The 13,960-nt window shown below is 59.0% G+C and carries 7 protein-coding genes; 5 read left to right on the top strand and 2 right to left on the bottom strand.

Annotated elements, in window-relative coordinates; all coding sequences use genetic code 11:
• Positions 1-34: 34 nt before the first annotated feature.
• A complete protein-coding gene (locus BGK68_RS24995; protein WP_017455550.1) occupies positions 35-349 on the bottom strand; it encodes a transposase in 315 nt (104 codons plus the stop codon).
• Between the two features lie 53 nt (positions 350-402).
• Between BGK68_RS24995 and BGK68_RS24990 the strand changes: the two genes are divergently transcribed.
• Positions 403-1,959, top strand: a complete 1,557-nt coding sequence (locus BGK68_RS24990; RefSeq protein ID WP_267889731.1) for a methyl-accepting chemotaxis protein — start codon at positions 403-405, stop codon at positions 1,957-1,959.
• A gap of 103 nt (positions 1,960-2,062) precedes the next feature.
• Positions 2,063-2,332 carry a hemagglutinin repeat-containing protein gene (locus BGK68_RS28735; protein ID WP_083657895.1) on the top strand — a complete coding sequence of 90 codons (270 nt, stop codon included), beginning with the start codon at positions 2,063-2,065 and terminating at the stop codon, positions 2,330-2,332.
• On the opposite strand, the gene BGK68_RS24980 is transcribed toward BGK68_RS28735, so the two are convergent.
• Positions 2,326-2,943, bottom strand: a complete 618-nt coding sequence (locus tag BGK68_RS24980; protein WP_143433165.1) for an MSMEG_1061 family FMN-dependent PPOX-type flavoprotein — start codon at positions 2,941-2,943, stop codon at positions 2,326-2,328. The genes BGK68_RS28735 and BGK68_RS24980 overlap by 7 nt on opposite strands.
• A 92-nt stretch (positions 2,944-3,035) precedes the next feature.
• On the opposite strand from BGK68_RS24980, the gene BGK68_RS24975 reads away from it, so the two are divergent.
• The 3 genes from BGK68_RS24975 to BGK68_RS24965 all read left to right on the top strand — a co-directional run bounded on the left by BGK68_RS24975 (position 3,036) and on the right by BGK68_RS24965 (position 13,958).
• A complete protein-coding gene (locus BGK68_RS24975) occupies positions 3,036-3,845 on the top strand; it encodes an AraC family transcriptional regulator (protein WP_233149407.1) in 810 nt (269 codons plus the stop codon).
• A 530-nt stretch (positions 3,846-4,375) separates the two neighbouring features.
• Positions 4,376-6,031 carry a ShlB/FhaC/HecB family hemolysin secretion/activation protein gene (locus BGK68_RS24970; protein ID WP_143433227.1) on the top strand — a complete coding sequence of 552 codons (1,656 nt, stop codon included), beginning with the start codon at positions 4,376-4,378 and terminating at the stop codon, positions 6,029-6,031.
• A gap of 43 nt (positions 6,032-6,074) precedes the next feature.
• Positions 6,075-13,958, top strand: a complete 7,884-nt coding sequence (locus tag BGK68_RS24965; protein WP_233149406.1) for a hemagglutinin repeat-containing protein — start codon at positions 6,075-6,077, stop codon at positions 13,956-13,958.
• Positions 13,959-13,960 lie beyond the last annotated feature (2 nt).

Genomic DNA, 13,960 nt, shown 5'->3' with positions numbered 1-13,960 from the left:
CCGTCTTGTTTGAGTCCCTGGCGGATGGTCTCGATTACTTGTCTTCCTCGCCCAACAGGGACGCCAATTTTTTTCTGGCGCGCAGCTCCAGCATGGCTTCTCCGTAGGCTTCCTGCAGCTCCTTGAGTTGCCGCTCGTACTGTTCTCTCACATCCAGCGGCTTGGCGCGCAGGGCGTTCTCCATCCCTTTGCGGCCTTCATCGACCCATTCTTCGATCTCGGATGGCGGGATATCAAACGACCGGCTAGCCTCGGCTACCGTCGTCTTTCCCTGGATGATTTCCATCACCAGCGCCGCTTTGCGCTTGGCTGTCCAACGTTTGAATTCTTCTTCCATGACCTTGCTCATTTTGATTCCCTTTTAGGATTATCTACTGAGCAGGTTTTTAGTGGGTCATTACAGTGCTGCACACCGATGGAAGAGAAATGGGAGCCATTGAGAAGGATATGGAGACTGCGCTTAAAGCTTTTGAGAAAGCCCACCAGATTTATATTCCTCTAATTAGTAGTCCAGATGAAAAAGCGATTTATGAAGCAATGGTTGCAGAGTGGAAGCAGTTTCTCCAACTGCATGAACAAGTGCTAGCCTACTCGCGCAAAAATGAAACCGATAGTGCCAAAGCCATACTTGAAGGAGATTCAAAAAACTTCTACGACAGTGCGACAGACAAGATTCAAAAGTTGGTAGATATGAACCAGAAGGGTGGCTACGACTCGGCTGCCGCATCAACTAAAACGTTTACTGACGCACGGTTGATTATGATCATCAGCGGACTTGTTTCTGTGCTCTTAGCTGTGATAGCTGCTTGGGTTTTGATTCGATCAATCACCGCACCTTTGAAAGAGGCTCTTGCTGTAGCAGATGCAGTGGCCGCCGGCAACTTGAAAGAGCTCATCGTAGTGCGTAGCAAAGATGAAACAGGTTCGCTCTTGGCTGCATTGCAGCGTATGCAAACCAGTTTGGCTTCGTCTGTGAAGAGCGTCAGACTGAGTGCGGATTCTGTAGCTAACGCCAGCGCAGAGATTGCCCGCGGTAATCAGGACCTATCAGCCCGAACCGAAAGCCAGGCGAGCGCCCTGGAAGAAACCGCTGCATCAATGGATCAGTTGAATTCACAGGTTAAGCACAATGCGGAGAACGCAAGGCGGGCCAACCAGTTCGCTGAAAGTGCATCGAGTGTGGCGGCGCGCGGTGGCCAAGTGGTTGGCCGTGTAGTAGAGACAATGAAAGAAATCAACGACTCCTCACGCAAAATCAGCGACATTATTAGCGTGATTGATGGAATTGCCTTTCAAACCAACATTCTGGCCCTCAATGCCGCGGTCGAAGCTGCCCGTGCGGGTGAGCAGGGCCGGGGCTTCGCTGTGGTTGCCGGTGAAGTGCGTTCGCTGGCAGGGCGAAGTGCGGAGGCTGCCAAAGAAATCAAGATACTCATCAATGCAAGTGTTGAACGTGTGGAACAGGGCACAACGCTGGTGGACGAAGCGGGAGCCACGATGACTGAAGTTGTCCACTCCATTCGCAAGGTCAGTGATCTGATGGGTGAAATCAGCTCTGCCAGCAATGAGCAAGCAGCCGGTGTGGCTCAGGTCGGCGAAGCAGTGGCTCAAATGGATCAGGCAACACAAGAAAATGCTGCGTTGGTGGAAGAAATAGCTGCTGCGGCGCTAAGCCTCAAGGGGCAAGCGGTTGATCTGGTCACAACCGTCTCGATATTCAAACTGGATACTGACCATGTAGTAGCTCGTTCTGACAGGAAATCAAGCGTCTCTGAGCTCGACCGCTTCAGAGGCAATAAGTGGAGTGCAACACCAGCCCCAAGCGCATCATTCAAGGATACGTCCGCAAAAGAACCAACGCTCATTACGGTTACAGGCGTTGGTAAGCAGATAGTTTCGCCAAACCAAACTCCATCCCGATTATCAGCGCGCAAAGAGGACGATTGGGAAACATTTTGAAGAAAGGTCGTTGCGTGACCGGCCAGAAACAACTGGCCTAGACTTAAAGTTAGTCTAGGCGGCAGGCTGCGGTGGTGCTGGGTTCTTGTCGGTACTGTAGCCTATCGGTTTCGCCACCTCCGATAGCTCTGACAATTCCAGTTACGTGCAGGCACTGGCCAGCACCATCCAGGATGGTGGCAAGGTTAGCTTGTCTAGTACCGCAAGTGACATCCGGGCCAGAGGGGCACAGATTGCCGCTGGTCACACGTTGACCTTGAATTCGGACACGCCCCCTCTTGAAAAGGCGATATACGCCAGACAGTATTCCGCCAGCCCTCGCGCGGAAGCCAGCCTGCCATTTTTTGTCGGGAACTGCCGGGTAACTCAATAGAGATAATTGCGCACGGAGGTGTAATAACCTGCATCCATTTTTTGTGCGGCAGCAGCGTCGGCTCCGGTGAGCGCTGCCTTCATTTGACCGGGTGATGGTACGCTGCGTGGATCAAGTCTTGAGGCATCGCCCCATAAGTTGGCACGATTGATTGCCTTGCCGCAGTGAAAAAGTACTTCGTCAATTCTCACCACAATGGCGCATTTAGGTAGGCGTGTACCTTCTGTCAGACGTTCCAGCAATGCAGCCTCGCGTGAAATGGCCGCGTGTCCGTTGATGCGCATGAAGATCTCCAGTCCGGGAAAAAGAAATAGCATTCCGACGCGGTCGTCCTCTGTCACATTGCGTAATGAAGCAATGCGGTTGTTGCCCGGCCAGTCGGCAAACGCAATGTGTTTGTCGTCCAGCGCCTGGACGAATCCTGCCGGTCCTCCGCGTGGTGACGCGTCAAGTCCTTCGGCGCCGCCTGTCGCCAAACAGAAAAACGTGGCAACTTGCAGGTAGGCATGGTGGAATGGCACCAGATGAGGCAAGACGCTCTTGACGATCATCTCTGATGGCGGTTCATACATCTCATTGAGATCAGTGGCGCAAAATGGCGAGCTGCTCATGTTCATCTTCCTTGAATGGGATGCAGCCAAGCATACGCATCGCCATATGGCAGTGATAGACTATTGCGGACATTCAATAACGCAACGACGCCATGCTTTCTCAGAAACGATTACAGCAAAAAATGGCGTACACCCGAGTCTTGGGTGAGCAAGATCAGCATCCGCCCTTGATTGCACTCGCTGGCAGACAAGACACCCCCCGCGAATCGGCGCCGCACCATCACGCTACGGGCCAACTCCTTGGCTTGTTTTCAGGTGTGATGAGCGTGCGTACTGAACTAGGAGTGTTGGTGCTGCCCAACAGCCGCGCCGTGTGGATTCCTCCTTCTCATATTCATTCGGCACAATCGCATGGCCCCTTTGACGGCTGGGCCGTCTATGTATCACCGCAAGCCTGCGCCACCCTGCCCGAGCAGCCACGCGTCTTTGAGGTCAGCGGGTTGTTGCGTGAATCCGTATTGCGGGCCGCGCAATGGGATGTGGGTCCACTTCAAGCCAGCCAGCAGCATCTGATCGATGTGATTCTCGATGAGATCAGGGAGAGTCGTGAGGACAGTTTCACATTGCCGATGCTCCGCGATCCCAGGCTGGTGCGCATCGCCAATGCATTGATTGATGACCCTGCCGATTCCCGTACGTTGAATCAGTGGGCCGAGTGGGCGCACGTCACCCCGCGCACCTTGAGTCGTCGCTTTGTCGTTGAAACGGGACTGACGTTCACGATCTGGCGCCAACGGGCCCGAATGTTCCGGGCATTGGAATTGCTGGCGGCAGGCGCAGCCGTGACCCATATTGCCTTAGAGCTTGGCTACGACAGCGCTAGTGCATTCATTGCATTGTTTCGCAGGACGTTCGGCACCACGCCAGGTCGCTATTTGACTACGAATCTCCCGCAGTTGTAAAAATCCAGGTTCGCACTAATACAGCATTCGCCGATAGCGAGACGCTTTTTCGGCCACAGTGATCAACAACGCGTCGTCGTTGGCCAGGCAAGCTCCCCCAAGTTGTTAGTTGGGAAATTGTTAGGTTTTATATTTAATACTTTTGCGCAGTTGATTGTTTTTTATTCCCCGATGACTTTTATATTTAACAGATATTGACTTTTTATTTCTTTGGTGTAACTTCCCCATGAGGGTGTAACAGAGCAACGAAGTTGGCCATATCGCCGCTGATCGAGCGCAACCTGTTACGTTCCTGTTCAATGAGATTGTAATTTTAGGTAAAATTGCTGCGCGGCACAATTTCTGTGCGGAAATTTTGCCGCAGCCAGGCAGCGGTACCGTCAAACGACGCCCCGCACCCACTTCAGTTTCACCACAACAAAAAGACAACAATGAGCCAGGATCCTCAGGGGAGCCTGCGCAGGCACGTGCGCCTGCGTGGGAAGGGCAGCTTTTTGCCCATCGTTTTGTGTCTGTGCCAGGCGGGCGTGATGTCCAGCGCCTGGGCGCAGGCCGATCTGTCGACGCAGCAATTCCAGCGCCAGCAAGAGCGCGAGCGCGAATTGCGCCGGCAGCAGGAGCGCGCTCCCGACGTGCGCCTGCCGGCGCAACCCGGTGCGGCCGCTGAGGCCGTCCCCGCCCAGGAATCGCCTTGCTTTGCGGTGCATCGCGTCGTGCTGGATGGGGCCGGCAGCGCGCGCTTCGACTGGCTGCTCGATCTGCCGGAAGCCAATCCCGGCGGGCGCTGCCTGGGCGTGCAGGGGATCAACGCCGTGATGTCGGCCTTGCAAAACGCCATCGTCGCCCGCGGCTACGTCACCACACGCATATTGGCCCAGCCGCAGGATATCGCCAGCGGCGAGCTGCGGCTGACCATCGTGCCGGGGAAGATCCGCGCGATCCGCTTTGCCGACAATGCCGATCCACGCGCCACCCAGTGGAATGCACTACCGGCGTCGCCCGGCGATCTCCTCAATCTGCGCGATATCGAGCAAGGACTGGAAAACCTCAAGCGCGTCCCCACCGCCGAGGCCGATATCCAGATCGCCCCCAGCGAAGGCAAGGATGCGGCCCCCGGCGACAGCGACCTGGTCATCAGCTACCAGCAGGGCATCCCCATTCGCCTGACCCTGTCGGTGGACGATAGCGGCACCAAGGCCACCGGCAAATACCAGGGCAGCGCCACCGTCTCGCTGGACAACTGGCTCACCCTCAACGATCTCTTCTACATCAGCTTCAGCCACGATCTGGGCGGCGGCGACCCCGGCGCGCGCGGCAGCCAGAGCCAGGTGGTGCATTACTCGCTGCCGCTGGGTTACTGGGCGCTGGCCTTCACCAACAGCAGCAATCGCTATCACCAGGCCGTGGCCGGCATCAACCAGACCTATCTCTACAGCGGCCAGAGCGAGACCAACGAATTGAAACTGAGCCGCCTGGTCTACCGCGACGCCGTGCGCAAGACCACGCTCTCGTTCAAGGGCTTCGTGCGCTCTTCCAGCAACTATGTCGATGACACCGAAGTGCAGGTGCAGCGCCGTCGAGTGGCCGGTTGGGAGATGGGGCTGGCGCATCGCGAATTCATCGGCGAGGGAACCCTGGATCTGGCCCTGGCCTACAAACGCGGCACCGGCGCCTTCGACGCCATGGCTGCGCCCGAGGAAGCCTTTGGCGAAGGCACTTCGCGCTTCCGTCTCATGACCGCCGACCTCAACCTGAACGCTCCCTTTGCCTTGCCCATGCCCTGGGGCCAACAGGCCATGCGCTACACCCTGGGCGCGCGTGCCCAATGGAACCGCACGCCCCTGACCCCGCAAGACAAGTTTTCGCTCGGCGGGCGCTACAGCGTGCGCGGCTTCGACGGCGAGAGCAACCTGCTGGCCGAGCGCGGCTGGTATGTGCGCAATGAACTGGCCGCCGCCCTGGGCGCGAGCAAGCAAGAGATCTATGCCGGCCTGGACTATGGCGAAGTCGGCGGTCCCTCCACGGAGCTGCTGGTCGGACGCCGCCTGGCCGGCGCAGTACTGGGCCTGCGCGGTGCGCTGGGCCGCACCAATTATGAAGTCTTCGCCGGTGTACCGATTTCCCAGCCAGACCGATTCAAGACCTCCCCCCTCACCGCCGGCATGAGTCTGATGTGGTCTTTCTGACCGGCCAGCCTACGCGCCTGAACGACAACAAGAAAGCAACATCATGAACCAGCTTTGCTATCGCATCATCTTCAACAAGACCCGTGGCCTGTTGATGGCCGTGGCCGAAACCACCCGCGCCTGCGCCGGCAAGCGCGCCGTGGGCAGCCGCCCAGGCGTGGCCCTCGGCGGCCTGCCCATGGCGCGCCTGAGCTGGATCGGACTGGCCGTGCTGCTGGCCACAGGCGCGCTCGTGACGACGATGCCGCGCGCCTATGCCCAGATCATCGCCGACCCCAACGCGCCGCGGGCGCAACAGCCGGTGGTGGTCAATACCGCCAATGGCATTCCTCAGGTCAACATCCAGACGCCGAGTGCAGCCGGCGTTTCGCGCAATACCTATAGCCAGTTCGACGTCAACCGCGCCGGCGCGATCCTCAACAATTCCCGCAGCGACGTGCAGACCCAGTTGGGTGGATGGGTCCAGCGCAACCCCAACCTCGCCAATGGCACGGCGCGGGTGATCCTCAACGAAGTCAATTCGAGCAATCCCAGCATGTTGCGCGGCTTCGTGGAAGTGGCAGGCGACCGCGCCCAGGTGATCATCGCCAATCCCTCGGGCGTGACCTGCGACGGCTGCGGTTTCATCAACGCCAGCCGCAGCACCCTCACCACCGGCACGCCCATCATCAACAATGGCAGCCTGGATGGTTATCTGGTGCGCGGTGGCGTGGTGAGCATCGAGGGCAATGGCCTCAATGACAGCCAGTCCAGTTTCACCGACCTCATCGCCCGCGCCGCCAAGATCAATGCCGGCATCTGGAGCAAGGAGCTGAAAGTCACCGTCGGCGCCAACCAAGTCAATGCCGACAACACCACAGTGACCGCCGTGAGCGCGGACCCCGCCAAGCCGCAATTCGGCATCGACGTCGCGCAACTGGGCGGGATGTACGCCAACAAGATCGTGCTGGTCGGCACCGAGGCCGGGGTCGGCGTGCGCAATGCCGGCGCCATTGGCGCCGCCGCTGGCGAGCTCACGCTGACAGCGGCGGGGCGTATCGAGAACAGCGGCTCCCTGGCCGCCACGGCGTCCTTGGGCGTCCGTGCAACGGGGCAGGGTGGCGATATCGTCAACAGCGGCAGCGTTGCGTCCTCGGCCGCCGCGGTCAAGCTCCAGGCAGATGGGGGCATCAACAACAGCAATACGATCAGCGCGCAGAGCGGGGTAACGCTCACCGCTGCCAGCTTGCAGAACAGCGGCACCATCGACGCGGCTACCGGCAATGTCGAGGTGGATACGCAGGGTTCGGTCAACAACAGCGGCAAGGTGCAGGCGGCGGGCGATATCTCGATCAGCGCAACCCAGCCTCAGGGCAACGCCGCCGCAGACATCAGCAATACCGGCAACATCGAGGCCGCTGGCCAGCTGGGTCTGACAGCCGATGGCATGTTGAGCAACGATGGCAGCATCACCGCGCAGTCCATCCGCGCCGGGGTACAAGGCTTGCGCAACAACGGCAGCATCGGCACGCGCAGCAACGCCGCCTTTACGCTGCAACAAGGATTGGTCCAGGGCGCCAACGGACGGCTCAGCGCAGTGAGTGACCTCAATCTCAACATGCAGGGCGACTACGACAACGCAGGTCGCGTGCAAGCCAATACCCTCACGCTGAACGCCGCCAATATCGGCAATCGCAGCGGCGCAGCATTGCAGGCGGCAGACATCACGCTCACCGCACTCAATCGCCTCGACAACGCCGGCGAGATCAGTGCGAACCGGCAACTCAACATCACCGCCGACAGCATCCTCAACAGCGCGACCATCCTTGGCAAGGATCTCGTGGTCAACGCCAGGACACTGGAAAACACCGGCGCCAACGCCCTGCTGGGAGCGGGCAACGGCATGTCGCTCTGGCTGACCGAGATGCTGGCCAACCGGGGTAAGGCCATCATCTACAGCAGCGCCGACATGGCCATCGCCGCCAATGGCGTGCGGGACGCCAATGGGCTGGTCAATAACACGGCGCAGATCGTCAACGAAGATTCGGTGGTCGAAGCGGGCGGCAATCTCGACATCGCGGCCACCAACATCATCAACCGCCGCAGCAATGTGTCAGTCAGTGGCGTGACGACAGTGGATGAGCGCCATACCTTGACGATTCCGTCGTGGTGGCATGCCGGGCCGAATCCTCCCTATTACGATCCCAACTCGTCAAACTACAGCGCTTACGAGTTCCATTACGTCAATCCCGCTGACGTCCTGGAAAACGGCACTTTCATCACGCCAGACGGTTACGTCATCGGTCGCGCTGTTATTCGCACCCATGCCAACGACACCATCCTGATGCGTGATACCGGGTCGGGCTGGGGCATCTTTGGCAGTCTTCGCCGACTGACAGCAACTGAAGGGACGCGCGTACTCTATTATTTGTCCCAGTCGAACGGCGTGAACAATCCCGATCAGGTACCTGGCGGCGACGATCTGCTCAGCACCAGCAATAATGTGCAATGGGTCTCATTGCCGACATATTCCAACCAATATGGCTCTTGCATTAGCGACTGCGTCAAGTTCCTGGTCCAATACACCTATACCGATCCTAATTCCACTCTGCTGAAACGCAACCAGAATGTCCTGGCTCCGGAACTGGACGCCTACGAACGCGTACGCTACGCCCACCACGTCGCCGTGGAAGACCAGCTCGCCCCCGGTGCGGGCGTGGCCGCAGAAATCCGCGCCGGCGGCAATGCCCGCATCAACCTGAGCCAGTCGCTGCAGAACCAGTTCAGCAATATCGTCGTCACCGGCGCGCTCACCCTGGGCGGCGCCGGGGCCGACATCACCAATACCGGCCAGACCTTGTACCGTCGTCACACCTTCGATGGGACTTACGTCACCACTGGCGGACTGACGGTTGGCTTTTCCAATCCCAGCATTTCCGAAGTGATCGGCACCACCCAAGGCGCCATCGTCGGCAAGCAAGGCGTCACCATCACCGCGCGCAATTTCAGCAATGCCGATATCGCCGCCGGCAGCGCCGCCAACATCCGTAGCGACGTCATCCTCACCACCGGCAGCGGCCAGTCAGTAGGCAGCGCGCTCAATGACGCCAGCGCGCGGCCTGGCGCAACGGCCCCCGACGCGCCTGTTCCGGTCCGACCCAACCCCATGTTCGTCCCCGCCACCAGCGGCAACTACCTGCTGGAGACACGCACGCAGTTCACCGACCGCCGCACCTGGCTCAGTAGCGACTACCTGCTCACCGCGCTCAATGTCGATCCCTCCACCACCCAGAAACGCCTGGGCGACGGCTTCTACGAGCAGCGCATGGTGCGCGAGCAGATGGCGCAACTGACGGGACGGCCCAGTGGCAGTTTTAACGACGACTCCCAATACCAGAAGCTGCTGAGCAATGCCGTGAGCGTGGCGCAAAGCTGGAACCTGCGTCCGGGCGTCGCCTTGACACCGGACCAGGTCAGTCACCTGACCAGCGACATTGTCTGGCTGGAAACGCAGAAGGTCGTCCTGCCCGATGGACGCACCGAAGAGGTCCTGGTGCCCAAGCTCTATCTCGCCCATGTTGACAAGGACGCCCTCAAGAACAGCGGCGCCCTGGTCAGCGGCGACAACATCACCATCCAGGCCGAGAACATCAGCAACAAGGGCGGCTTCATCGATGGCCGCGCCAGCGGCACAGGCCGCACCGTACTGGTGGCGTCCAACGATATCGCCAATTTGGGTGGCGGCATCAGTGGTGATGAGGTCGTGATCAGCGCCGGCCGGAACGTGCGCAACGAAACGCTCACCACCACCGAGAGCTATAACAACGGCCAGACCAGCGGCAGCTATACCTCCCTGTCGAACCAGGGCAGCATTGCCGCCGGCAAGAACCTGACCATCACCGCCGGCGCAGACATCACCAACCTCGGTGCCACGCTGTCCAGTGGCCGTTCTGGAGATGCCGCCACCGGCAAGCTCGCCATGAGCGCGGGCCGCGATATCAATCTCGGCACTGTCAAGACTGGCAGCACCTACGACGCCAACTTCAGCGGCTACCTTGGTCGCGCACAGAGTGTTACCAGCGTGGGATCGACCGTTAACGCGGGCGGCGACCTGACCATGGTGGCGCAGCGCGACCTGAGCTTGACTGCCGCGCAGGTGGCCATCGGTACCAATGGCAGCGGCAACGGCTCGCTGATGGCAGGGCGCGCCGTGAGCATCGGCGCAGCGCTGGACAAGGCCGAGTCCGAGATCAGCCACACGGCCTCCAAGTCCTACACCCAGGCGAATGACGAAAGCGTCACGGTGAGAGGCAGCAACATCAACGCCAGCGGTGGCGTGAGCATCAAGGCCGGCCTGACGGAGAAAGCTGACGTCAAGGTAGCCGCCAGCAACATCACCGCCGGCAAGGCGCTGGAGGTAGCGGCCAGCGGCGACATCAACGTCGTCTCCGAAGAGTCCTACCAAAGTCACAGCGAATACGCGAAAAGCACCTCACGCGGCCTGGCCTCCAGCACCACGCGCACCAGCTATGGCAAGCGCGCCTACACCACCGCCGTCGGTAGCACCCTGAGCGGAGACACGACAGTGCTGCAAGCGGGCAAGGACATGAGCATTGTCGGCAGCAACGTCGTATCGAGCGCCGGGACTTCATTGGCGGCAGGCAACAACATCACGGTTGCCTCCGCCAGTGACAAGTTCGAATCCGCCGAGGGCAGCAACAAGAAGAGCAGCGGTCTGTTGAGCGGAGGGGGATTGGGTTTCACCATCGGCACGCGCGAGCTGGATAACAAGAACACCAACGTCAGGACCACCGCCGTATCGTCCAATGTGGGCAGCATTGATGGCAATGTCTCGATCAAGGCGGGCAATGCCTATGCGCAGAGCGGCAGCAATGTGCTTGCGCCGAAGGGCGATATTGATGTGGTGGCCAAGCAGATCAGTATTCTGGCAGCGGCTGAGAGCGAGCGCAGCACGCAGGATATGGTCTTCAAGCAAAGCGGCCTGACGATACAGATCACCAGCCCGGTGTTGTCAGCGATTCAGACGGCGCAGCAGATGGCGCAGGCAGCAAAGAGCACCTCGGGCGGACGGATGCAATTGCTGGCAGCGGCCAATATCGGCTTTGCGGGCAAGAATGCAGTGGATGCTGTCCGGACCGGGCAAGGCTTTGCGGTCGATGGCAAAGACAATCCGCAAGTCCGCACCAATGCCCTCGACGAGAAAGGCAATGTCAAGCTCGGCGCCGACGGTAATCCCGAGACCCGCGACGCCACGGCAGCCGACAAGGCCGGCGGCATCAACCTCGCCATCAGCGTAGGTGGGAGCAAGAGCGAGAACCACACCCAGGCCAGCGCCAGCACCGCACGCGGCTCCACGCTCAATGCGGGCGGCAACATCAGCCTGGCAGCGCAGGGTGGCGGCGCCGACAGCAATCTCATCGTGCAGGGCAGCGACATCCGCTCCGGCGCCAACACGCTCCTGAAAGCGGACAACGAAGTGCGCCTGCTGGCAGCACAAAGCACGACCGAACAGAACAGCAGCAACAAGGCGATGTCGGGATCGGTGGGGATCTCGATTGGCACCGATGGCTTTCTTGTGAATGCAGGCTTGTCGGGGAGTCGGGGCCGTGGCGACGGAAGTGATGTTGCCCAGGTCAATACGCATGTTGATGCGGGCAACAAGCTTACTATCGCATCAGGTACGGATACCACGATCAAGGGAGCGGTGGCCAGCGGCAAGCAGGTGGTGATCGACGTCGGCACCAGCGGCAGCGGTAATCTCAATATCGAAAGCCTGCAGGACACGAGTACCTACAAGAGCCGCCAGCAAAGCGCAGGGGTGAGCGTATCGGTGGGGATGGGGCGGATGAGCGGCAGCCTCAACCTGGCGCGCAGCAGTGTGGATGGGAATTACGCCAGTGTGAATGAGCAATCTGGGGTCAAGGCTGGGGATGATGGATTCCAGATCAATGTGGCGGGCAATACGGACCTGAAGGGGGCGAAGATTGCCAGCACGGATAAGGCCGCTGCCGATGGGAAGAATAGCCTGACGACTGAGACGCTGACGCAATCGGATATCAAGAACCGGAGTGACTTCAAGGCTGAGAGCCAGAGCGTGGGGATCGGTACGAATCTGATGGGTACCGCGTTGGGACTTGCTGGCAGCGCGCTTGGGAGGGGGAATGTCAGCGGTAGTGATAGCAGCACGACCCGGAGCGGGATCAGTCAGGCTGATATCAAGATCACTGATGATGCTGCCCAGCAGGCCAAGACGGGGAAGACGGCTGAACAGACCATTGCGAGCATTAATGGTGATGTGAGCAGTGAGCGTGATACCAGCGGAAAAATTGCTAAGACGTGGAATGGTCAGGCCTTGCAAGCGGATGTTGAGGCGCGGGCGCAGATCATGGAGATGTTTGGGAAGAATGCGGCCAGGGAGATTGGCAACTATGCGACCAAGCAGGTTAATGAGCTTGACGACAAGATATCTGTAGCAAAAACCGACGAAGAGAAGGCCGCGCTGGCGGAGGAACGAACGAAGTGGGTAGAAGGAGGTCTTTATCGGGGCGCATTGCACGCAGCAGCGGGTCTCTTGTCCGGTGGGATTGAGGGTGCGATGGGAGCAGCGGCATCGTCGGTGGCAATGCCCCAATTGGTCAACCTGATCAATGGTACGAGCCTGCCGCTTGCTATTCGTCAAACGCTGGCCCAGGCGACTGCCGCAGCGCTTGGTGGAGTTGTAGGCGGTAATGCGGGATTGATCGCGGGGCTTAATGTCGAAGCCAATAACAGACAGTTGCATCAAACTGAATCAGAGAAGCTAACCGGATTGAAACAAGGAAAGTCGCCGGAAGAACAGCAGCGCCTGAATGCAGCAGCTTGTGCTTTGGTGAGATGTGCAGATGGGGTACCTCAAAGTGACCCGTATTATGGTTTGCTCAAGGGCTTGCAGGAGAAGGGCGCTACCTATCAAGATGAAATGACGGCCTTGCTCAAGACGGGTGAGTTCCTGTATCAGCCTTTTTGGGACGCCGCGCGTGATGCATTGACCAGGAACGGAGAGGTTACGCAGCGTGCTGGCGGAGCAACAGGGATGCTTGCCGGTGCGGTTGGCGTGGTCGGCGGAGGATCGCTAGCCGCTTCGGGGGCGGTGGGATGTGGGCCGACTGCGGGGGCTAGCTGTACCCTTGTTCCATTGGGGGCATACATCGCAGCAGTGTCGAATGATCAGTTGCACTCGGGCACGCAAGCGGCGTTTGGATCCTACAATTCCAAGGAAGGTAAGCGGGTTGTTGATTCGTTCGATATTGGTACCTATCCTGGAGAGCGCGACCCGCTGCTTGAGATTGGGATTGATGCGGGCAAGCTTGGGCTGACGTATCTATTGGGAAAATATATCCCGACCGGTCTAATCAAGGCTGAGGAAAAAGTCTTGGGGAAGGGAGCGTCCGGGACAGCAGATATATCCAAAACAGCCGAAGAGATTGAGGCGATCAGGAGGATGGCTGGCAATCCAAACGGCGTGGACTTGAGTAAGAAAGCGCCTAACACCGTCTTGAACGAGAAAGCTGTTCAAGATATTTCTATTGGTAAGTTACCTGGTACGCCGATTGATCCTCAGAAGCCATGGACTCCTCGTGAAATGCCGGAGAGCCCGAACCCTACAGCGACGGCAGAAGATTTTGCGCTACGAATTCTTGGGAGAAGTCCGACTGCCGACGAGTTGGCAAAAGGGAGTAGTATGAACAACGGAAATTGTCGAGGCTGCTGGTATGCGGAAAATGCGAGCGGAGTTACGGTTTCGTACCGGCCAGCAGGAACTGCCAGTAAGGACACACTTCCGTCAACAGCCACTGTAGAGTTGAATGGCCCTAAAACTATCAACCAGCTCAATATAGATGGGAACGGGAGACCAGCTCGAATCAAGTTGAAGTTCCCTTTGAAATAACG

It is taken from the genome of Herbaspirillum camelliae, assembly GCF_001929405.1.
Taxonomy (GTDB): domain Bacteria; phylum Pseudomonadota; class Gammaproteobacteria; order Burkholderiales; family Burkholderiaceae_D; genus Herbaspirillum; species Herbaspirillum seropedicae.
The sequence above is the reverse complement of the archived record's forward strand: the minus strand, read 5'-3'. Positions and strand labels throughout refer to the sequence as shown.